This window comes from Pseudoalteromonas sp. 0303, assembly GCF_013349995.1.
GTDB lineage: Bacteria > Pseudomonadota > Gammaproteobacteria > Enterobacterales > Alteromonadaceae > Pseudoalteromonas.
Window position 1 is genome coordinate 176586 of sequence record NZ_JABVXF010000003.1, and the last position, 23030, is coordinate 199615.

The following is a 23030-nucleotide window of genomic DNA, read 5'->3' on the forward strand; positions in this document are numbered from 1 at the left end:
TAAGGGTCACTACTATGAGCAAACTTCCCGTCACCGTGCTCTCAGGCTTTTTAGGTGCAGGTAAAACCACTGTGCTCAGCCATATTTTAAATAACCGTGAAGACAAAAAAGTGGCTGTAATCGTCAATGATATGAGCGAAATAAACATTGATGCTGCAACAGTTAAAAACGATGTTTCGCTTAGCCGCGGCGAAGAAAAACTAGTAGAAATGAGCAATGGCTGTATCTGCTGCACACTACGTGAAGACTTACTCATTGAAGTACGCGCTTTAGCACAAACGGGCCAATTTGATTACTTAGTTATTGAGTCTACGGGTATTTCAGAACCCCTTCCGGTTGCCGAAACATTTACCTTTGCCGATGAGGATGGCGTGTCACTTTCTGATGTTGCAAGGCTTGATACCATGGTCACGGTCGTTGATGCCGTTAACTTTTTAAACGACTTTAACGAAGCCAAATTTTTACAAGAAACCAACGAGCATTTAGGTGATGAAGATGAGCGAAGCGTAGCCGACTTACTTATTGATCAAGTTGAGTTTGCTGATGTCATTTTAATTAGTAAAACAGACCTAATTAGCGCCGATGAGCTTGAGAGTTTAAAAGCCATTTTAAGCTCATTAAATACTTCTGCAGAGCTTATTGCCATTGAAAATGGCCAAGTTGATATCAATAAAATTCTCGGCACGGGCCTGTTTAACTTTGAAAAAGCTCAGCAAGCACCTGGCTGGCTAAAAGAGCTGCGCGGCGAGCATACCCCAGAAACCGAAGAATACGGTATTAGCAGCTTTACTTACGAGGCCCGCCGCCCTTTTCACCCTGAAAAATTTTATAACTTTATTCATAACAATCAACGCGAAGGCAAACTACTTCGCTCTAAAGGCTACTTTTGGTTAGCCTCTCGACCACAATTTGCTTGCCAATGGAATCAAGCTGGCGGCATAGCCCGCTATGGTTTTGGCGGGATATTTTGGAAAGCCTTACCGCAAGATCAGTGGCCAACAGATAGCGACTACTTAGATTCAATTAACCAAGTATGGCAAGAACCCTTTGGTGATATGCGCCAAGAGCTGGTTTTTATTGGTCAAAACCTCAATCAAGCAGCGATCACTCAAGCTCTTGATAACTGCTTACTTAGCGACGATGAACTATTAGCAGGTAAAGCGCTTTGGCAAACCCTGCCCGATCCATTTCCTGTTTGGGAGGAAGCATAATGACAGCCTACGCATTAGAACATGACACTGATAACCTACCATCAGCGGCAGCAACAGCGCTAAGCCCTGTGGTGTTTTCACAAATTTATAAACCTGAGCATAATATTGCAATTTGGCAACGCAGCTTATCAGAGCAGCTGCAATCAGAAGTAGCTGAGAGTATTACAGCCAACCCAGAACTCAGTATTAACGCTGTGATCAATCAAAATACCATTGTGACTGACATAAATAAGGCCCTTGAAAAACTACCTCAAGCAGAAGAGCTTAAGGCCGACCTGGCTCAGCTCGTTGATATGTTTTGTTATTTATTTGAATTAAAGCGCACCGGATTACGCCTAAGAGTACTTGAACGTGCCATGTGCCCACGTTTTCATGTTGACAGAGTCCCTTGCCGGTTAGTCAGCACATATTGTGGTAGTGGCTCACAGTGGTTGCAAAATGCAGGACTTGATCGCACTAAACTTGGCGCAGGGCATCAAGGATTAAGCGATGAAGAATCAGGCTTAATGACAGCAAATACTAAAATTCACTCTCTTAATGTGGGTGATGTAGCCCTATTAAAAGGCGAAACTTGGCAAGATAACGAAGGCAAAGGCCTTGTGCACCGCTCACCAGCACTCGCTGCTGGCGAAAAACGGCTACTTGTAACCCTCGACTTTATTGCTTAATACGAGCGTACCAACTGCGTCTATTAATTCTAATAGGCGCTATTTCATTCAAGAACACACAACAACTGCTCATGGCTTTAAATTAACGTAAAGCATACTAAGCGCACTTGCAATTGCTGATAGGGCAAACATCCTTAGTAACAAAATTAAGGCATTCCTTGCGCCACCAGCAAAAGTGCCTTTCGAAACCATTTTTTATCATTTAAATCCAGTTCTAGTGAGTGCTTAGCCATCGAGCCCATAAAAATCCCTTTTGTATTAATGCTTAATAGAAGCAACCCTTGTTGTTCCTTAAACTTATACACAACCGGAACTTACGAGTAAATACTAAAAGAACTAGTAAGTTAGGTTCATCTTCGCTAATGGCCGTGCTGTATTTAATCAAAAACCAGCTAAGCTTCGTATAACAAAGAAATTAATTTGTGTGAGTTGATATGGAGCGCCTTTTTCAAAATAGCCGGTTTTTAGTCATCATCGCGATTATCACTACAGCAATTTCATCATTACTTGTTTACATTGCTTGTGTGAATATCGTTTTCAATGTTGTTAAAGTCACCATCACCGCGCTACCTGACTCAGCAAAAGGGGGGAAAGAGTTAATTGTCGAGCTTTTAAAAATTCTCGACTTATTACTGATTGGTATTACTCTTCAAGTTATTACCATCAGCCTTTACCGGCTATTCATTTCGCCTGCAACCACAAAGAGTAGCCAGTTTTTGGCCGCCTTTCATATCGAAGATTTTCATGACTTAAAAATTACCTTAGTGCAGGTAACATCCGTCATTTTAGTGATTCTGTTTTTAGAACACGCCGTTGAATTCGGCGGCACAATAGAAACCCTCTACCTTGGTATTTCTATTGCGATTGTAGTTGCCGCCTCGACCTTTGCATGGCGCTCAATGAAATAGTGAACACTCACCAACGTTAGTTTACTTTTTCAGGGTAACGTAGCTGATATTGCTCTTTCATCACGCATTAAACTGCTCAAGTAAACCGCTCTTTTGGCTATCTTTAGCCAGTTCTAGCAAATCGATTTTTAAGCACTAAAAAGGCGTAACACTTCATGTTACGCCTTTAAATTTAAGCCCTAAAGTGCAAGCGCTAATATTTGCTTAACCTTCGCTAAGTCAATATCACCGTGTTCACCTAGCGTTGTTATCTCATTCTTTTCTAAGTTTTTAACAACCGCGTCGATTGCTTGTTCATCAAGGTCATAGTCAGCAAGGCGTGTTTTAACAGCCATTGCTTCAAAGAAGTCTTGCACTGCTTTAATCGTTTTATCGATTTGCTCAGCTTCATCGTTATAATTAAAACCAAACACTCGCTCACCAAGCTGTTGTATTTTAATAGACTTTTGCTCTTTTTGAACATGCATTAGCGCAGGTAAAACAATCGCCAGCGTTTGTGCGTGATCAAGATTGTAAAGTGCTGTTAATTCATGACCAATCATATGCGTAGACCAATCTTGCGGTACACCTTGACCAATCAAACCATTTAGTGCCATTGTAGCCGACCACATAACATTGGCTCTTACATCATAGTTTTGCGGCTCGCTCAGCGCTTTAGGTCCTTCGCTGATCAAGGTTTGTAAAATACCTTCTGCAAAGCGGTCTTGTAATGGCGCGTTTACTGGGTAAGTTAAGTACTGCTCAATAACGTGTACAAACGCATCTACAACACCATTACTTACTTGGCGCTCTGGTAACGAAAAAGTATATTCAGGATCAAGTACTGCAAAAACAGGTTGCACACTCGGTGATGAAAAAGCACGTTTCTGCGACGTCTCTTTTTTAGTAACCACTGAGTTACCGTTACTCTCAGAGCCAGTTGCAGGTAAAGTTAAAACTGCACCAATAGGAAGCGGGTTACTAAACTCAGCACCTTTAACAAGGATATCCCACGGCTCACCTGCAAAGTTATAAGCTGCTGCAACAAACTTAGCGCCATCAATAACGCTGCCACCGCCAACAGCTAGAATAAAGTTAACATTCTGCTCTTTAGCAGTTGCCACAGCTTGCATCAGCGTTTCGTATGTTGGGTTAGGTTCAACACCACCAAACTCAATCACGTCAACATCGGCTAATGCACTCATTGCTTGGTCGTATACGCCATTTTTCTTAATTGAGCCACCACCAAAAAGTAATAGTACTTTAGCGTTTTCTGGTAAACGTGACGTGATCTCACTCATTTGACCTTTACCAAACAAAATTTCGGTTTGATTTTTATAAATAAAGTTCAACATTTAAATGCCCCTTAAATTAGGTTTAAATTGCTAATTAGCTAATTTACTTAGCTAACATTTCTAAAAGCTTTTCTGCTAATAATTTATCTGAAAACGGGTTTTGCCCCGTAATAAGTTCGCGGTCAACAACTACATTAGGCTGCCACTCACTAGCGAATGCCATATTTCCACCGGCCTTTTCCATTGCCATAGCTGGATAAAACTTAAGCTTTTTACCTTCTAAACTGCTTTCAAAAACACGTTCTTCAGGGTCTGAAAAAATAGTCATTTTATAGCCGTCATAAATCCAGTTATTGGCTGATGCTTTTTCGCCATCTTTTATCGCTTGATAATAAGAATTTGGCTGAACTTGTGCCGACAACAACGTAATTGGGCCATGGCAAATTGCCGCTGTTGGCTTACCTTGCTTATTAAAATGACGCAAAATCTCACCCACTTCAGGGTTGTTTGCTAAATCAATTAAAGGCGCATGGCCGCCTGGGATAAACACAGCCTCATATTGGCTTAAGTCACCCGCTAAAATTTCGCTCAAACTTGCGGTATCTTTGATATCTGGTAGCGATGCTACAAAACGCTGAATGCTCTGCATTTTAGCTTCATTACCATCAAAGTAGTCGGTACTCACTGATTTTTTATCTACTTGAGGCGCATTACCTTTGGGTGTTGCAAGGACAAGCTCATAACCCGCATCGACTAATGCTTTCGCAGGCACACCAAATTCATTTAAGTAGTAGCCTGTTTCAATACTCTGGCCGTCAGCTAAATCCATGGTTGTTTCACTTGATAAAATAACCAAAACTTCGCCTTCACCCGCCACTGCATACATCGACATAGTTGTTGCAGCAACAAGCGTTAGTCGCTGTAATATCTTTTTCATAACTCGTCCTCTTAGAAAGTGAAGCCATCATAGTTGGTTTGCGGGGCGAGTAGAATTCGGATAAATTAAGAGGAGCAATCAGAATATTTATGGCTCGTACAGTTACATGTCTTATCTCACGCAATTAAAAACCTTTGTTGAAGTTTATCGTTGTAAAAATATTACGAAGGCTGCGGCTAATTTAGGCTTATCTCAGCCTTCAGTGACCTCACACATTCAAGCAATGGAAACTGTAGTTGGTAAATCTTTATTTGAGCGCAAAGCCCGCGGTGTTACCCCCACTGCCGCTGCACATGATCTAGCGCTGCAGGTTTCTGGTCATATCGATATATTAGAGCAAAAGATCATGTCGATACGGGCACGTTCTGATGCCGCACATGGCACTGTTAATATTGCAGGACCTGCTGAATATATTAGTAGTGTATCAGGGCCACAAATTGCCAACTTACTGCAATCTGGCAATGTGAACCTTGTTCTGCATATTGGTAATAAGGTGAGTATTTTTGATGCCTTGCAATCAGGAACTGCAGATATTGCTATTGCTGCATCAGCGCCTGATCCAGCACTATTTGATAGCCTAGTGCTCGACAAAGAAAAGCTAATTTTGGTAATGAACCGTTTACATGGCCGAGAAATCAAAGACAGCACCATTACCGCAGATTTACTCTCTAGCTACAATGTCGTTGCGTATGATGAAGAGCTGCCTTTGATAAGACAATACTTTGAAGCTGTATTCAACGCAAAATGCCACTCAAACGTCATTGCTATTTGCCCAGATATACGTGCTATTAGCAATATTATTCGCTCAGGCATTGGCTATTCTGTATTACCCGATTACCTTTGTCGCGATCAGATAAAAGCCGGAGAGCTTGTGCAACTAGGACCCGAAGGCCCAGAAAACATAATTTACTTAGTTTGGAACAAAGGGGCACTAAAGCACCCCCGTATTGCATTTGCCAAAGATGTTATTTCGGCCTTTGCAAATATTAATTACTTTGCAAACTAAGCAAGGCCTGCTTTGCGTCATCAGTTTGGTTTATCACCGCGAGACTGGCGTAATGCATTCCGCCAAGCGTAAAGCTTAGGTATAATCTGTTTTTCGACTCGATTTTGGTTTTTAAATGAAAAAGCTTTCTAAAGTACAATTAAAACAGCAAGCCCTTGTATTAAATGTTGCCGACGCCCTTGAAGAGCAAGGTCGCGCAGAACTTGAAGGCATGTTGCAATGCTGGTTTGATGTGGAATACCACTTATTCCCAGGCTCATTGCTTTTATGTTTTCAATTTGAAAACCAACAATCACTTGATGCAGCAACACCAGAGCTATTAAAGTGGCAAAAACGCCTAAGTGGCGCAATGCTGAAAAAAGGCGTGATTTTAAAAGACATGCGCAGGCATTTGGTATTTACCCTAAAAGGCCCAGACGATTAATGGGATGGTTAGCAAGTTAGCAAGTTAGCAAGTTAGCAAGTTAGCAAGTTAAAAACACTAGAGTACCTACCACTTGTATCAAGTAACTCGCTAACTCGTTGAGTTTTTAATCTGACTTCTAACGACTGATATCTAATATCTTCTAACGCCTCCTACAACTCGTATCTCGCTAACTTTTTCGTCTGATAGCTGACGGCTGAAAGCTGATAGCTCCTTTCCCCTAGCAACTCGCTAACTTACTCCAACACCCGCGTACTTAACGCCAGATAACGACGCCATATCTTTGTGCCATGTTGCTAGATCATTAGCATTAAACTTAGCTAAAGAGTCATGACCACATGCCCTAGCCATTACCGACATTAACTCAGTTGAAGCTTCAAAAAAGTTCTTTAATTGATTTGCTGACTTTTCAATATTTAAGCGCTGACGTAAATCTTGCTTTTGTGTCGCAATCCCTGCAGGGCAGTTATTGGTGTTACACATACGCGCAGCAACGCAGCCAATTGCTTGCATTGCACTATTCGAAATCGCCACACCATCAGCGCCAAGCGCAAGCGCTTTTACAAAATCAATTGGTAAACGTAAACCACCAGTGATGATCAAAGTAACATCACTTGCGCCTTGTTCATCTAAGTACTTTCTTGCTCTGGCAAGTGCAGGAATAGTCGGTACGCTAATATGATCTCTGAAGATCTCAGGGGCTGCGCCTGTACCGCCACCACGACCATCAAGAATGATGTAATCGGCACTCGCATCGAGCGCAAATTGAATATCTTCCTCAATATGATTAGCACTTAGTTTAAACCCGATTGGAATACCGCCGGTTATCTCGCGTACCCTGTCAGCGAATTTTTTGAAATCGGCGGCACTGTGTAAGTCTTTAAATGTTGGGGGTGAAATCGCCGAAGTACCCGCTTCAATTCCTCTTACTTCAGAGATTTTGCCAACATTCTTATTGCCCGGTAAATGCCCACCTGTGCCCGTTTTTGCGCCTTGTCCTCCTTTAAAGTGAAAGGCCTGAACGTTCTTTAATTTATCTTCGCTATAACCAAAGCCTGCACTTGCTAATTCATAAAAGTACCGTGAATTGGCTTGCTGCTCTTCAGGAAGCATACCGCCTTCACCCGAACAAATACCTGTGCCAGCAAGTTCTGCTCCTTTTGCTAAAGATACTTTAGCTTCTTCAGATAAAGCTCCAAAACTCATATCAGAAACAAATAATGGAATAGCCAGCTTTAATGGCTTTTTCGCTCGCGGGCCAATAACAAGCTCAGTATTAACAGCAACATCTTCCATTAAAGGTTGCGTTGCCATTTGCGCCACCATTAGCTGTAAATCATCCCATTTAGGTAATTGATATCGTGGCACGCCCATCGACACCATAGGGCCATGATGGCCAAGCTTAGATAATCCTTCACGTGCTAATTGATGGATAAGCTCAACGGTGGGTTCCTCTTTGGTTGCTGTAGCAACTGGCGAATCAGAGGCTTGAATTTGCACGCCAGGCCCTTCTAGACCAACTTGGCTTTGATCAAATTGTTTGTGACTGCCATCACAAAACGGCGCATTGGCAGTGTGCTTACATTGGCATAAATAGGCATTGCCCGACTCTTCTGCTGTAAATGCTTTGGGTTTGAAATCGGTTCCGGCATGTGAGCCATCACAAAATGGCTGGTTTTTAGAACGCCCACAGGCACAAAAATAGTATTCTTGCCCCTGCTCTAAGGTGACTTTTTTCGGCGAAACGGCTGCAATTATGGGTTTGCTCATTATTGTTCCCTCACGGTTGCTACATTACATTGCTATGTTCAAGGTACTGCGATGGAGGTAAGTATTCATTCTAGGCTTACTTGCTTTACAAAGGGTAGTTCAGCTCAGTTAAATAACGAGCTTTTAAGCGCCTAAGAGATTACTTATCTATCGATTAAACACTATATAACCGCAACAAGCAGCCAAGATATCAGCCATTTCATATTTTAAAGTAAGAGGTAAATCGGTTTGTAAACCGCAGTGGGGTGATTTTCACAAAGAGGAAAGAGGCGCTGCGCTTTAGAGGAAAAAAATACTCTTTAGGTCTATCTCATTGACTTCTCATTCTCTTCTCTTTGTGCAAAAAATATTGAACTACATAGAGCACCTAGACGATTCGCGTTACATAGAAATAAACAGTAAATTACGCGGGGTAAACCCGCTGCTACCAGTTCTGCGTTAAAACGTCTCGTATCTCGTCCCTCAAAACTCGTGCCTTTACTCTAGAAACTCGCAAACTCATTCCACTCCCATTTGCTTCACATGTTCAACCAGCTCGGGGAAAAAAGCTAAAAACACTGCGTCTAACTGTTGGTAGTGGCGGGCTATATCGTCAGCGGCTCCTGTAAAGTTATTGGCAAAACGAATACGCTTGGCGATGTTATCAAGGGCAAGGCCGACCCCATCGAGGGTTTCATATTCTTTAAACCAATCATTGTTGGTCATACTGGTCACAACTTGCTGCATGCGTGAAGGCATCATGGCTTGCCTGGCATTTAAAAGCCCATAACTGTGCTGTTTGAAATCAGCCAATGGTTGGTCATTAAAGCGCTGCCAATGCTGAATAAGAAAGTGATCGAACGCCACATCAATCGCGACACTTGCAAAGCGTTTACGTGCTGGCGAAAAGTACTGCTTAGCCTCTTTTACAAGGGGATGTGAGTCAGTAAACCTATCAACCAAATAATGATTTTCAAGGCCATTTTTAACCGTATCAGGTAACTGCGCAGAATACCGACGCCCACCAAAATCCCCCAGCAGATTACCAAAATGTGAATCAGCCGTCGGTTGTGCTAAGTAAAGGTGAGCCAAGTAGTTCAACGCATTCTCTAAATAAAGTCATTTTATGCATTGTAAAAGAATACAGGTAAAAGGGTCTAGGGGCACAGGTTGCGAGTTAGCAAAATGTAGCTGCGATTTTATATCGCGTAATCAAATGCCTGGTAAGCGTTATGCTTGCATGGCACGTTTTAAATAGATCATCGCGCGAAATAAATTTCACGCCTACAGTGCTAGGTGCTAGGTGCTAACATCATAGTGTTGGTTTTGGGTTGGAATATCAGCGTTAAAACACCTCGCCTCTCGAAACTCGTACCTTTCCCCTTTACTCTTTCTAACTCGCTAACTTTTTCGTCTGATAGCTGACGGCTGAAAGCTGATAGCTCCTTTCCCCTAGCAACTCACTAACTTGTTTGGTTTCACTCCGCTCTAACCAACCTACCAGCTGATAGCCATACAAAAAACTCACCTTTATGACTTTAAATTAAATGCCAACATTACAAGAGCCGAAATGATCGCAGAAAGAGAAATTAACCGCATAATCAAAATAACTATATTACCTGCACCGCCCGAAGTTGTACTTCTGAATAGTAGCGGGTATTCGTGGAATTTTAAAAGATACAGCACATCAAAAAGACCTACTCGCATACTATCTAGCGTAACAACATCGCCACTTTTTTGATGAATTTCACAAGCGTGTAAATTGGCCGTTTTTTCGTTCACAATATGACCACTTCTACCGTGAAAAGTATAATTAAAAATGATCTCTTTGATATCTTCCTTAGCGATTTGCAAAACTTTTGAAGCTTTACCCTCTATTGCTTGCCTATCTATTTCGAGTGAGTCTTTAGATATACTCATAACCCACTTACGACCAAATCCAAATTTGTTATAAATCACAATTCGCTTGATAACAAATACACAAAGATAACAACTCACACAAGTTACAAAAGCAGGTATCGGCTGCATCATTTCTTGAAGCACTAGGCTCATTACAGCAATTGCGATAGTCATAAAGAAAAATAAAAATTCAGCTCCGCCCGACAGCACAGCTAGGCCCGGTAGCGACTTTAGTTTTGTATTAGATTTTGCTTGTAAAGCTGTCTTTTTATAAAAAGTAGAATACCTAAACCAAACTCGGTCGCTCAGGTTTAAATCTAGGGAGTGCTTCGAAAGTGGCTGATTATAATCCATTATTTAAGTTTCCATTTTTTAAAACACAATTTTGCCATTACTTTCCCATCAAGCCAACATTCCTACTTAGTGACATATTTCCTTTACGTTCAAGCACTAAACTAACTGCCCAACAAAGTTAACCATATTGTGCGCTACAATTGGAAAAACAAGGCTACCAGTACGCTCTCTTAACCACAGCAAAATAAATCCATAACTCCCAGTTAATACGATTCTGAATGCAGACAAATGCCACTCACCATCGATATACATAACCCCATGAACTAGACCAAATAATAAAACCAAAAGTAACCCTGCAATGTTTATTGGCGAGCCAAAAAAGTTAATGCGCGATGAAACAACAGCCAACGAAAAACAAAATAATAAAACCCCTCTAAACATTGGTTCTTCATCTAACCCAGGAATAAGAGCTTGATAGAGTAGCGTTTCAAAATCGTAATTTGGTCCGTTCCCAAAGCTAAGCGTTACAATAATCTGCAACACAACAAACAGGGTTAAAACAACGAGCGCAGGCTTAATAGAGCCTTTATTTTGCCTAAAAGTAAAACCAGCATCCTTGATTTTAAAGTCATTTTTAAATGCTGCTAATAAAGCCAAAACCAAAGCCCAAAGAGTAATAGCGACAATTTTACCTGACCAATTCCATTTGAGATCTGTAAAGAGTAAATCTAAGGAAATGAGCTCTTTACCTTTGAATAAAGCTAAGAAGTAGCAAAATAGAATTAAGAGAGTTGCAAGCAACCAAGTTAGGTTTATAGTTACTTTATTGAGTGATCTTAAAATTAAAACGAGTAATAGAACAACGCCTAAATTGGCAAGCATTCCAAAATACATATCTGGCATAACCGTCCTTGGTGAGCATGCAGCTCAAACTTTATTATTGTTTAATTTCTATAATAAACACAAAAACAACCTATTAAACAGATATTTGTTTGAGTTCAAATTCACATTGAGCATATTTTTATTTTCAAAGTATATTGAACCACAGATTACATAGAGGCGCTGCGCGCTACGCAGAGAAAAACTGTAAATTGTAAATTACGTGGGGTAAACCCGCTGCTACCTTTTCAGCGTTAAAACACCTCGTATCTCGTCCCTTTCCCCTTTACTCTTTCCCCTTGCAACTCGCTACTCGCTAACTTGTTGGGCTTCGCTGCGCTCCACCCAACATACAATAAGAGCTACCTTTTACTCTCCCGCAAACTTTAACATTCGCGTTTGGTCGGTAAGCTCAATATCCACCAGCTCGAACGGGGCTTTGGCTGCTTGAACGACCGCAAAAGGCATGGTGAAACTATCATAGCTATCAATATGTTTAGCTACTTCAACCGTTGCTAGTTTGATGCGCTCACCTTTATCACCTTTGCCAGTTAACGTAGCACGAATAGCATAGCGGCCTGAGTCGGTCACTTGCACTGGCACCTTGGCTTGGTATTTATTATTGCCAAGCGCTGTTACTTTGGCTTTATCCATACTGATGGTTTGTGAGCTATGCACAAACGGCATTTTTATAGAGCGCTTTACCGTTTGACCATTCACTTTAGTGTCTACGCTGGCCTCAAGCTCATAGTAACCATTTACCGCACCTAAGGTTTCAAGCGGGTAATTAAATACCGCTTCACCATTTTCGTAACGTACATCTAGTTTTTCGCCATCAGGGCTTGAAAGCGTTAACTTCACATCACTATCTTTAAAACGCTTTTTACCCATACTAAGCTGCATAGCAACACGTTGTTGCTGATCTTTCACTTTAAACTGCGATTTAGCATGTAAGGCATTGCTCGAGCCTTTTTCAATCACGTGCAGCAAGTAGGTGTCGTCGTCGTTAAGGGCTTGGCTTGTTCTTAACATTGCTTTGCCATTTACCTGACCTAGCTTTAGCCCAACACTACCATCGCTAAATCCTGCATTTTCCATTTGCTCACGTGCAACCATGGCTTGCATTGGCATTTGTCTAAAGTTGTCATCACGTACCGACAGTTTATCTAGCTGTAAGCCATGAGGCTTAAATACTTCGCCACTATCAAAGCGTGCTTTTGGTGCAATGCGAATAAAGTTATCAGCTTGGTTTACAAAGACAGGCACACCACGCTTAAGCTCTTTACCCGATACTTTCTGCCAATATTCAACGCTGTCTTTTTCAAGTGTTTCAAGTTGAGCGCTTGATGCTGGTTGAACTTGAGGAAATTGATAAACCGTTTGCTCATTAGCATTTGCGGCTGTGCTTACAAGCACTATTGCAGCTGCAATTGTGGTTAACTTATTAATCATAGCAGGCTCCTAAATTCGATTTTTAAGCATGTTTGGCAAGCCAAAACAGTTACGTCGACTTTGCTGATGACTCAAAGGCTCACCACCTTGGGTTCGTGATTTATCGGTAAACCACACCACCCCTGCTAACGACTGAGAACTGCAATTTAAAAAGCCATCTGAGCAGCTGTCTAACCAGTTTTGCGTTACTTCAAGGCCCACTTGATTTTGATAACCGCCACAATAGCTGTCGCTATCCCATACAGCTGATTCAACATCACTGCCCACCACGGTTTCGAATCGAGACGGTAAACTTGGGCGGTTCGGTGTGCCATACAGCCACTGTGCGTTATACGATTCCATCCAAGATACTTGTTGTTGTTTTACTGCATCGCTGCCGTAACCTAAAAGCCAACCCAAGCTTTGCTCGAACGAATTACCCGCAATAACCGCATCAGCCAACGGCGTACCACCACTTGAAGGAGCCAGAGCAATAGTGCGCGTGACTTTGCTAATAATATTTGGATAACGGCTATCCCATGTTGGGTTAGATAAAATCCAACGCACCACATTGCCACCGTTAGAGTGAGTGATCAGAGTTAAATCAGTGATGTTTTTATTATTGATAAATGTAGTGAGCTGCCCTGCTAAACAGCCAGATGCTGCATCTGCCCACATGTATTGATCAAAGTCACAATTAATGACCGTGTAATTACTACTGTTTGGTAATCCCTGGCGAACTGTGTCGACAAAACTGCCTGTCCAATAGTCATTATACGCATCGCTTTGCTGGCCTGTACCGTGCACAAATGCGACTCCTTGCGCAGCAAAAGCACTGTGGCTAATACCCGCTGCCAACATTAAAGCTGGCACTAGTGAGAGTGTTTTTATTTTCATGTGTGTTCCTGTTGATTGTCATTCTATCTATCAGGTTGGAGGAGTGACCTCCGACCAAAAACATAGACCAAACAGGTACGAAAGCAAGAATAAATTTACATTAATTTAACTTTTGTGCGTTTTTTAAGTACAAATTATTAGATTTTAGGAGTAAAAGAGGGGTGAGATGCGAGATGCGAGGTGCGAGGTGCGAGTAAACTTTCCCCTTTACTCTTTCTAACTCGCTAACTTTTCAATCTGATAGCTGACGGATGAAAGCTGATAGCTCCCTTCCCCCCTTTACTCTTTCCCCTCGAAACTCGCTAACTTATCGAGTTTCGCTCCGCTCTACCCAACTTACAACTCGGCATTCTTACGTGAATACATTTTATGTAAGTTCAGCAGTTTATCTTTGAGGCGCTGAGAATAGGTGACGAAATTTGTCAGCGTACCGGCATCTTTTCTGTTGGTATCAGCAAGTAGCATTAATAACTTACGCTGCGCCTGATTCAGATGCAGTTGCAACGACCTAGCTGCTTTATCTATTTCGTCATTTTTAGGTTGTTCTAAATTCTCGCTGGTATGGGTGAACAAGGTCAGCGTATCACTCGAAAGTTCGCGGATCATAATCAAAATATCGCTTTCTAATTCTATAAATTGTTCATTCATAATCCGCTTGCTTTCAAACAGATCAATGATGGAATCATGAATTTGGAACAAATAATCAAAGCGGTTAATTTGCAGCATTAACTCTCGTGACTGCTCTTCATCATTGATTTTACTAACAATAGTAGTGAAATAAGTGATGTATTCCTTCTCAACAAAACTGGCATATTCCAAACGCTTTTGTGCAGTATCTTGAATACCTTTGTAGTTGGTCTCTAAGCTCAGCGTGACCTGATTATAGTTTTCTTTTAAGAAGTTAAGCAGCTGTTGGTTACCTGACTCTAACTTATCGACGACATGCTGAAACTCTTCATCCTCTTGGTAAGTCGGCAATTCAAGGCGCTCAAAGTCCATCTTTCCTTCACCAAGCAGAAAATCGACAAAGCGCGTAAAGGGGTTAACAAAAGCAATAAAAACTAAACTGGCAACCACATTAAAAATAAAATGAATATTTGCCAGTGCGACAGCGGGATCAAGCGTAATTTCACTTAACTTATCACCAAACAATAAAATAAAAGGCAGAAATAAAAGCACCCCACCCACATTAAACAACAGGTGGCTCAGCGCTGCTTTCTTTGCTGCGATATCCATACCAAACACCGAGATCATTGCAGTTGCTGTGGTACCAATATTCGCCCCCATAATAATGGGTACCGCGTTCTCAAGCCCCAAAATACCTTGCTGAGTAAAAACAATGGCAAGCCCTGTAGTCACCGAACTCGACTGCACCATAGCTGTAAATACACAGCCCACTAAAATCGCTAAAAGTGGGTTTTGCGGCTGAGTTAAAATCTCAATTAATGCAGGGTTGTTTTGTAATGGTGCAAGTGATGATGAAATCAGGTTAAGGCTAAAAAAGACAAAACCGAAATAGAAAATCGCCTTACCAAAAATAGAAAAGCGATTGCGAGTCAGCGACAGAAAAAAGCCAATAATAATAATCACAGGAGCAAATACCGTCAGCTTAAAAGCCACCAGCTGAGCCGTTATCGTAGTGCCCACATTTGATCCAAAAATAATACCGACACTATTTTTAAACGTTAACACCCCCGCATTTACCAAGCTTATCGTGATCACCGACGTCGCAGAACTCGATTGAATAAAGGCCGTCACCACAGCGCCAATTAGCACCCCAAGAATAGGAATGTTAGTCGCGCGACTCAACGATTTACGAAAGCGCTCCCCCGATATACTTTCAATTTCCCGAGAAAAGTTCTCAAGCCCAAAAATAAAAAGGATAATGGCGGTTAGCCCAGCCATGGCTATGTTCAGATTTTCCATTCGCTTATAAAGTGCTGATATTGTTAATCAAGATCGATACAAAAAGTATAGATTTGAGTACCTTATAGCGCAATGATCGAAAACAAAGTAACTGGTTTTAGGTGCTAGGTGCTAAGTGCTAAGTGCTAAGTGCTAAGTGCTAAGTGCTAAGTGCTAAGTGCTAAGTGCTAACAGCATAGTGTTGGTTGTGGGTTGGTAAAGGGGTTAGGCAAAAAGAAAGACCTGACCCCATGTTTTTATTAGGATGTAAAAAAAAAGGCCCTCGAAAACATTCTTTTTTACTCACCTTAGTTGAGTAACAACACTTAAGAATTTTCAACCTCTCTTCTATCTTTTCCAAAATTAAACGCTATTCTGAACTGCATACCTATAAACGTTTCTTTATACAAATGTTTACCAATATTATCGGTATCATTAGTTCTTTGTAAAAGTCTATCATCTCTAAAATTAGTGAAGAGTGGAGTGCTTATTAACCCATCTATTTTTTGATAATTCAAATCTTCCTCATTGGCATATGTACCAATACATGTTTCGACATACAATTTTAAATCATCTAAAAAGGAAGTTTGAACTATATCAATACACTGCCTAAGCTCCCGTTCTGATATTTTTTCATATATGTATGCAATAAAGAAATTTGCTATGAATTCAGACTTATCAATATCCGTTATGGATTCAATACAGAATAATATTTTGTCTGTAACTCTTTCCAAATCATCTTGGTTTAAGTATTTTATTTTTCTCGATAATTCATCTTTTTCCTTTTTACTAACTTCATCGATAGCTTCAATAAAACGCACTATTTTAGATGCAAACATTCTATCTCGAATAGAATCACTTAAATTCCATACTTTTATCAACGTACTTACATAAGGTATATCTTTAGCTACGCCTGTCAGTAATTGACTTTTAAATGTGGCTTCGGTCAGGTCTGCTGCTATTTCAAAACCCTTTTTCATGCCATTTCCTTATTAATTTAACTCAACTGTACCAACGGATTAGTTAATCCATTGGTACAGTTAAGCACAAAGAGTAAGAACTTGCTTTTTGACTTTACTCTAACTTTTTCGCGCGAAATAAATTTCACGCCTACGGCATCGGAGTTAGTCATAGCAATGCACAGGCACAATCTTACTTAAAACTTGTGGCTTACAGCTCCTTTACTCTTTCCCCTAGCAACTCGCTAACTAGTATTTTTAATCTGACTTCTAACAACTGATATCTAATAACTCTTTTTCAGCGCTAAAACGCCTCCTGCAACTCGAAACTCGTTCCTCGTAACTTTCCCCTAGCAACTCGCTAACTTGGGTATTTTTAATCTAACTTCTGACGACTGATATCTAACAACTCTTTTTTCAGCGTTAAACCCCTCCTACAACTCGAAACTCGTTCCTCGTAACTTTCCCCTTGTAACTCGCTAACTTGTTGGGTTTCGCTCCGCTCTACCCAACCTACAAGCTGATAGCTCCCTTCCCCCTTTACTCTCGCTAACTTTCTCCAAAACACAAAAAAGCTGTTGCATTGCTGCAACGGCTTTTTGGCATTTGAGTTTAATCATGATCAGAGTTGTTATAGTTTGGGAAAATGCAGTTTTTTAGACCACATTTTTCATAGCAGAGTTTTTAGTTTTAGATTGGGAATATTTATACAATTTAATACCCCCAATCACATGGTAGTTATTATAGTTTGGGAATCAAAACACTAAACTAAGCTATTTCCAAGGAATCCTGTGTTTTCAACATATTTAAAAAATCATCTGTAGATTTTACTGATAATTCAACCTTCAAAAAATCAGCTATTTTTAATACAGCGTCATTAGGGTCTTTCTTATCTTGAATTGATTGACTCAAGCTATCAGATAAAGCCTTAAATCTAAGTTTGTCTTCAGCAAGCTTTTGTAAACTAGCGGTTTCAAAAGCATCTGTATTTTCTTTGATTTGCTGAACTCGCATTTCAAAAATCTCTTTAATGCGTTTTGTTCGTAGTTCTGATTTAGTAGAGAAGATATCAGCTTTATCTAGTACATATACAACCAATGAGGAAGCTATACCAGATAGTAATGCCAAAGCTATATCCTGCAAAAATGGAATTGGAATAGCAGGAAGGATTGACGACTCAAAGTAAAACACTACAAACGTCACTACTGTAGCAGAGAAAAGCTTCAAAATAGCATCAGCTTTCTGAGCTCCACTCATTTCATTAGATGATTTGCTTAATATTTTTAATGCTCCAACTAAAGCCGAAAAACCTTCTATCAATATAGTCAATATTGATTTAAAAATACCAGTAGCTAAGCCAATAATACTATCTATTATAACCTTGCAAAAATTATCAAAAAAATCTTTTAGTGCTTTTGTTAAGGTAGGAACTATTTCCGTACGTATATACTGCATAACTCGTTTAAGTCTAACTTTTAAACCTTCAAGAGCGGAATCTTCACCAACGCCTGCATCAATCCCGTTTTTAAAAGAGTCATTGAATTCATAAAAAATCGGTTTTAACATCAATAATACAGCATGTCCGAGTGCTTGATGGCCTGTTTGCTCACCTGCTTTTGTTGAAGCTTGCGTAGCAATTTCAGCTGTATTATCTTTTATATTATTAAATGCAGCATCTTGAGCTGCTTTAAAATTGCTCTTAGCAGCCTCTTTTTCCATAGCAACACCTGCTTCAAGGCTACTCCCAGTAAAGGACTCATTAATACGATCTAACTGCTCTTGTTCGCTTTTTGACAATTTAGTTGTTTTCTTTTTTGATAATAATTGTTCCTTTTTTTCTTTGATATTTGCAAATGTTCCATCAAGCTTCATCTTATTTTGACGTTCAGAAATACTAGCTAAATTCTCGTCGCTATTAACAATCGTTTTACCATTTTCCTTTGTTAAAAGTATATTTCCACCAAATTGGCGATGAAAGCTTTCTGATGATTGTAAATGCTCAGTATTTACAGTATTTAAAGTAGAAGAACCTTGTCCTTGACGATATAACTTCTTGCCATCCAAGTCATTTTTTATAGTTCCATCTCTTCTTGTATTTTTTACTTTATGAGCTTCTAATTTATGTTTCTGTACATTACCACGTTTGCCCGGTGTAACTTTTCGACTCCCTTTAAGTTGTTGTTTAGTGCTTAATGCATGGCTACTTGCGTGAATATTTTTATATTCAAAGCAATTAATATCTTCCCAAAGTCTAGAAGCAGTTAGCCCCGTTCTATCCAGCTTTAGATCTTTGTGAGTAATAACACTATCAAGTACACTTAACCCTAAAGGAGTAACTAACTCATCTACTACATTCTGATTTGATTCAAAGTCCTTGTATACATTATCTATAACGTCTAATGATGAGCGCTGTTCAAATAACTCCATATCAATCAAAATACGACTGGCTTGTAACGGAGAGGCTCCATTTAGTTTTGATGCAACATCTTCACTAGAGAGACTTATTTGCTCATATTTTTTAGTGCTATTACTCATAATTTCCCTTTTAAATTAAGCAGACAATTTAGCTTCTGTTACTTTTTGAAATAACAATTCAGAAGCTTCAACATCCTTGACGATCACCTCGCCTTCTGAACTTAAGTACCCTAAATTAGCCATTTGTTTTAGAACTATCGATAAATTAAACAATGCTTGGAACTCTTCTAAATGTACAATAGGTAGTAATTTAAAATCTAATTTCAAACTAAAAACGTTACTAGCATCAGACGACTGTTTTACACGTTGAGACTGGATCCCAAACTCAAAACGATCTAATAAAGATGAGTAGTTTTTAATAAGTTGTTCAAAATAATTAACTACGTTATCAATTGATTCAGATACAACTTCTAACTTTGTTTGTTGAGCTTTCATTTTTTCGATTTCTTCAAATACTCTCTCGCGCTCTTGTTTGACTCGCTCAAGTGATTCTTTTGCCTTTTTTCTTGAAAAAAAGCCCAAAGTTAAAATCATTCCAGCAGTCTCTAAAAAACCCATTTGATCGAAATCAATTAGAATCAAATTCTCTTTACTTCTGATCTCTTGGTTCTTATTTAACTCATAGATTGAGCCGTCAAAAAAGTCTTCGAAAGGTAAGCCTTTTACCGTTACATTGTGAATACGATTAGCAATAGATTTAAAGCGTTCAAATTGCTTTTCATAAATTTCTTTTTTATTTAAATTAATTTTTGAGACTTTTTCTTGTATTTCTTGGCTAATCTGTTGAACAGCCTCTTGATAATTAGCTCTCGCTTTATCATATCGTTCATTAATTTCATCATGGATTGCTTCAGCTTCGTCAGTATAATGCTTACCAGTGAATGCATTCCAAACCTTTGAGCAGGTTTCTTTAACTTTATCTACTATGCTAGATGCAGTACTTTTTAGAGAATTACATTTACTTGCAACCCAACTTTTCGCTCTACTAAGCCACCCCATTTTCTTCTCCCTTAAAAATCAGGTTATAGCCCTCACTAACAATATCATTCATCGCTTCAACCCATCGTTGATAGCGCTTATATTCATACGCCTCGATTTCAAAAGTATTAGCTAACTTAGCCATAAATTTTTCTTCTTCTTCGCAGAAATCACCATCCGCTAAAAGGATACCGAATAGTTCAATAATGATTATTCTTTTCGATTTTATAGACGATTTACCAAGTACTTTAATTACAGAATCAATATTGTCTTGTTTCTGAACCTTAAAACCACTTAAATCACACTCATTAAGGAACGAAGCAAAAACTTCTTGTTCCTCCTCTTTATGCTCCCCATTTAAGCCCATTGAAAATTTGGCTAGCTCTAAAAAGTTTTTCTTCTCACCAATGTTTAATTCAGATAAATACACTCAAATACTCCTAATAGCTTTTTTCTACTTTTTCGACAGTACCGTGCTCGTTACGAACGTGCTCGACTCTAGATTGCACTTCTCCAGCACCATCGTATAAATATTCAAATATAACGTTTCCATCGAGATCAAACTCAACACCTTTTTGAGGTTTTCCGGCATCATCAAAATACATTTGATACTTTAAGTGCTCGCCAGAAAATGTATCCGTACTTCTTTTTATTCCATTTTCATAAAAAACATTTGTAATTTGACCAGTGAATTTATCCTCAATAGTCAATACCTTGCAATCACCTAATTTTTTTACAAAATCTTCTGATTCAACAGTTAAGTCTTTATGCTTTGCTAACTCATTTGTTAACTCAATAAGGTTATCTACTCGTATAGATTGCAAAATTGAACTTAAATTTTCGAAGTTCGATAGCTGTTTTTGGTTCGTATCAAATGCTATTTTGCGTTGTTCTTTAGTTTGTTCACTCAATAATTTAGTAATACTCGTCTCTACATTATTTAAATTACTTAAAAGAGTACTTTGATTTTGCTCTTCACATTTCAATGAAGTTTCAAAGCCTCTATTCAATTCTTGTGTCATTTCAGACTTAGTGTCTTTAATCAAAGCTTCAGTTCGCTGCGCTGACTCAACAACCATACCCACTTGTTCTTTCTGTGCTGTCGTCAAATCAGAATGAAAACGAGTAATGAGATTTTCAAGTTCTGTAGCTTTTTCTCTTGTAACTTGCTTTTGTGCATTACTACTATCAACAGAGCTCTGCTCAAGAGCAACTAACTTTTCTTTAACCAAATCCGTTAGCTCTTGAAGGCCATCTCTGAGTTGATTTGTTGACTCATCAACTTTTTTTGCAGTTGCTTCCTCTGACTTTAAAATTCGACTATGTATTATGTAAGTTGACAAAATACAAATTAAGGCAACTCCTAAAGTCGCAAAAAAAACTAAATTAAGATTAATGTCCATAAATATCCTTTTGATTATTCAAGTAGTTTAAAAGTTGGTTGTTGAGTTTATGCCTTAAGTCTATAGGCTCGATGATCTGTACGTGTGGAAGCCATTTCATAATAAGAGGAAATAACTGCTTTTGATTCGCTACAATTACTGAGAAAAAAATACTTCCATTAGAAGATGTTGATTCTAAATGCTGATTTGGGAATGACTTTTTCCGAAGAAGATAATGAGCCACTTCGGCAGAAGCGCTAAGTAAGACCTTTACTTGCTCTCCACCAAACCAAATCGTTTTAGAGGTTTTTATTTTTGTTTGTATGTTGGGAGCTTTAATGAAATGACCAGTATTATTAGGCCAAATTGTTTTCATTAATGAGATGTGAAACGACTTTAAAGTACCGCTATCCGTTCCAGCCAAATACCAAAAACCGTCAAAATGGACTAAATTATATGGCTCTATATCTGAATAGTTCTTCCCTTTATAAGAGAAGCTAATTCTCCTGTTGTTTCTTATTGCACTTTCTAGTTGTTGAAATTTAGTGCTAATCGCTGAAGTGTCATGATACTCATAATCATTAGTTTTAATTAAATACACTTCATCCTTAGAATTTCCAATTAAGGAATCTAATAGCTCATTGGTAAAAAAAGGAAAAAGTTCACGAACTCCACTTTTCTCTGCAAAAAGGGCTATCGCTTTGTGATTGAGCTTACTCGGTGATGACCTTTCTAAAAACCACTCACCTGTTGGAGTGCATTGAATATCAAGGAAAGAAAGTCGCTCATAGATATCTCTTCTCAGAGTACGAGCTGAAACATTAAAATAAACGCTTAGATGTGAAGGGCTTAGTAACTCCCCTGCATTCAACATGCTCAACAATTCGGCTAACCTTTGGGCTAACTTCGTATCTGCCATGTTCAAAACTCCCCTTAATTCCTTGGGTATATCCTAACCTTTGGGCTGGTCAGGTTGTGTCCTTACAAAAACAATATACAACTTTTAAAGAAATTGCACTAAATTTTAGACTAAAAATTAATACCTTATGATTACCAGAAAACTCTTAAACGAAATCTAGATAAGTCATGGTATTTAATCCGAGACAATACTGCCAGTCTCCCCTCGTACAAAGCATAATTTCTGCCTACCTCAATCTCCTAATGCTTCACAGTATTTATCAACAAGTGAGATTTCGAAATTCTTACCTATTAGTATCTACACTTCGGGCATCTAAAGTTAAATTGTCTATTACGCTATGTAGCTATATTTTAGTTTATTAACTGCTTGCTTTATCAATTCGCGGCCGCGAATAGAGTTCATATAATGACGCGGAGGCTCGCTATTAAACAGTAAAACCGAAGTATCTAGGAAAACACATAGGGTCAGGTATTGCTATTTGACTTTTCTCTAACTTCTTCGCGCGAAATAAATTCCACGCCTACGGTATAGAGGTTAACCACAGCAATATGCAGGCACGTCTGACTTCAAACTTATAGCTTAAAGCTCCTTTCCCCTCGAAACTCGCTAACTTGGGTATTTTTAATCTGACAGCTGACGGCTGAAAGCTGATAGCTCCCTTTCACCTTTACTCTTTCCCCTTTACCCTCGCTAACTTGTATTCTTAATCTAACTTCTAATCACTGATATCTAATAACTCTTTTTCAGCGTTAAAACGCCTTATATGGACTCCTCCTATTGCACAATACCCTTCGTTAATTTTGTCAGACTGCGTGCTTATATGCGGGCTCATAAT

21 protein-coding genes are annotated in these 23030 nt (G+C 39.3%); 5 read left to right on the top strand and 16 right to left on the bottom strand.

Annotated elements, in window-relative coordinates:
• The first annotated feature begins 14 nt into the window (after window positions 1-14).
• Both zigA and HUS62_RS04015 read left to right on the top strand, forming a co-directional pair.
• Window positions 15-1211: a zinc metallochaperone GTPase ZigA gene (gene zigA / locus HUS62_RS04010; RefSeq protein ID WP_175078610.1), complete on the top strand. Its 1197-nt coding sequence runs from the start codon at window positions 15-17 to the stop codon at window positions 1209-1211.
• Window positions 1211-1879, top strand: coding sequence for a DUF1826 domain-containing protein (locus HUS62_RS04015; RefSeq protein WP_175078611.1), 669 nt, complete (start codon window positions 1211-1213; stop codon window positions 1877-1879). The genes zigA and HUS62_RS04015 overlap by 1 nt, the downstream gene beginning before the upstream one ends.
• A gap of 146 nt (window positions 1880-2025) precedes the next feature.
• Here HUS62_RS04015 and HUS62_RS04020 read toward each other — a convergent pair whose 3' ends face one another.
• Window positions 2026-2184, bottom strand: a complete 159-nt coding sequence (locus HUS62_RS04020; protein ID WP_175078612.1) for a hypothetical protein — start codon at window positions 2182-2184, stop codon at window positions 2026-2028.
• Window positions 2185-2313: 129 nt separating this feature from the next.
• Between HUS62_RS04020 and HUS62_RS04025 the strand changes: the two genes are divergently transcribed.
• The gene (locus HUS62_RS04025; RefSeq protein WP_175078613.1) at window positions 2314-2787 is read left to right on the top strand and encodes a YqhA family protein; all 474 of its coding nucleotides are present in this window, start codon (window positions 2314-2316) and stop codon (window positions 2785-2787) included.
• Between the two features lie 179 nt (window positions 2788-2966).
• On the opposite strand, the gene HUS62_RS04030 is transcribed toward HUS62_RS04025, so the two are convergent.
• Together HUS62_RS04030 and HUS62_RS04035 are read right to left on the bottom strand one after the other, a co-directional pair.
• Window positions 2967-4121 carry an iron-containing alcohol dehydrogenase gene (locus HUS62_RS04030; protein ID WP_175078614.1) on the bottom strand — a complete coding sequence of 385 codons (1155 nt, stop codon included), beginning with the start codon at window positions 4119-4121 and terminating at the stop codon, window positions 2967-2969.
• Window positions 4122-4164: 43 nt separating this feature from the next.
• On the bottom strand, window positions 4165-4998 hold the full coding sequence (locus tag HUS62_RS04035; RefSeq protein WP_175078615.1) for a type 1 glutamine amidotransferase domain-containing protein: 834 nt from the start codon (window positions 4996-4998) through the stop codon (window positions 4165-4167).
• A gap of 106 nt (window positions 4999-5104) precedes the next feature.
• Between HUS62_RS04035 and HUS62_RS04040 the strand changes: the two genes are divergently transcribed.
• Both HUS62_RS04040 and HUS62_RS04045 read left to right on the top strand, forming a co-directional pair.
• The gene (locus HUS62_RS04040) at window positions 5105-6004 is read left to right on the top strand and encodes a LysR family transcriptional regulator (RefSeq protein WP_058585607.1); all 900 of its coding nucleotides are present in this window, start codon (window positions 5105-5107) and stop codon (window positions 6002-6004) included.
• Between the two features lie 115 nt (window positions 6005-6119).
• Window positions 6120-6428, top strand: coding sequence for a hypothetical protein (locus tag HUS62_RS04045; RefSeq protein WP_058585610.1), 309 nt, complete (start codon window positions 6120-6122; stop codon window positions 6426-6428).
• A 231-nt stretch (window positions 6429-6659) separates the two neighbouring features.
• On the opposite strand, the gene HUS62_RS04050 is transcribed toward HUS62_RS04045, so the two are convergent.
• From HUS62_RS04050 to HUS62_RS04110, 13 genes are all read right to left on the bottom strand, one after another.
• Window positions 6660-8198, bottom strand: a complete 1539-nt coding sequence (locus HUS62_RS04050) for a glutamate synthase-related protein (protein WP_175078616.1) — start codon at window positions 8196-8198, stop codon at window positions 6660-6662.
• 498 nt (window positions 8199-8696) lie between these two features.
• Entirely contained in the window at window positions 8697-9278 is a 582-nt protein-coding gene (locus tag HUS62_RS04055; RefSeq protein ID WP_175078617.1) for an ACP phosphodiesterase, read from the bottom strand.
• Window positions 9279-9707: 429 nt separating this feature from the next.
• Entirely contained in the window at window positions 9708-10430 is a 723-nt protein-coding gene (locus tag HUS62_RS04060; protein WP_175078618.1) for a hypothetical protein, read from the bottom strand.
• 96 nt (window positions 10431-10526) lie between these two features.
• Complete coding sequence (locus tag HUS62_RS04065) at window positions 10527-11273, bottom strand: type II CAAX prenyl endopeptidase Rce1 family protein (RefSeq protein WP_175078619.1); 747 nt, start codon at window positions 11271-11273, stop codon at window positions 10527-10529.
• A gap of 345 nt (window positions 11274-11618) precedes the next feature.
• Window positions 11619-12701 (bottom strand): DUF4785 domain-containing protein, encoded by a 1083-nt coding sequence (locus HUS62_RS04070; protein ID WP_175078620.1) that lies wholly within the window; start codon window positions 12699-12701, stop codon window positions 11619-11621.
• Window positions 12702-12710: 9 nt separating this feature from the next.
• Window positions 12711-13577 carry a hypothetical protein gene (locus HUS62_RS04075; RefSeq protein ID WP_054560749.1) on the bottom strand — a complete coding sequence of 289 codons (867 nt, stop codon included), beginning with the start codon at window positions 13575-13577 and terminating at the stop codon, window positions 12711-12713.
• A 336-nt stretch (window positions 13578-13913) separates the two neighbouring features.
• A complete protein-coding gene (locus HUS62_RS04080) occupies window positions 13914-15503 on the bottom strand; it encodes a Na/Pi cotransporter family protein (RefSeq protein WP_175078621.1) in 1590 nt (529 codons plus the stop codon).
• A gap of 305 nt (window positions 15504-15808) precedes the next feature.
• Window positions 15809-16462: a hypothetical protein gene (locus HUS62_RS04085; RefSeq protein ID WP_175078622.1), complete on the bottom strand. Its 654-nt coding sequence runs from the start codon at window positions 16460-16462 to the stop codon at window positions 15809-15811.
• 747 nt (window positions 16463-17209) lie between these two features.
• Window positions 17210-18976: a hypothetical protein gene (locus tag HUS62_RS04090; protein WP_175078623.1), complete on the bottom strand. Its 1767-nt coding sequence runs from the start codon at window positions 18974-18976 to the stop codon at window positions 17210-17212.
• A 15-nt stretch (window positions 18977-18991) separates the two neighbouring features.
• Window positions 18992-19915 carry a DNA repair protein gene (locus tag HUS62_RS04095; protein WP_175078624.1) on the bottom strand — a complete coding sequence of 308 codons (924 nt, stop codon included), beginning with the start codon at window positions 19913-19915 and terminating at the stop codon, window positions 18992-18994.
• Entirely contained in the window at window positions 19902-20324 is a 423-nt protein-coding gene (locus HUS62_RS04100; protein ID WP_175078625.1) for a TerB family tellurite resistance protein, read from the bottom strand. The genes HUS62_RS04095 and HUS62_RS04100 overlap by 14 nt, the downstream gene beginning before the upstream one ends.
• A 10-nt stretch (window positions 20325-20334) precedes the next feature.
• On the bottom strand, window positions 20335-21297 hold the full coding sequence (locus tag HUS62_RS04105) for a hypothetical protein (protein ID WP_175078626.1): 963 nt from the start codon (window positions 21295-21297) through the stop codon (window positions 20335-20337).
• Window positions 21287-22195 carry a YafY family protein gene (locus HUS62_RS04110; RefSeq protein ID WP_175078627.1) on the bottom strand — a complete coding sequence of 303 codons (909 nt, stop codon included), beginning with the start codon at window positions 22193-22195 and terminating at the stop codon, window positions 21287-21289. Before HUS62_RS04110 ends, HUS62_RS04105 begins: the two co-directional genes overlap by 11 nt.
• Window positions 22196-23030: the final 835 nt, after the last annotated feature.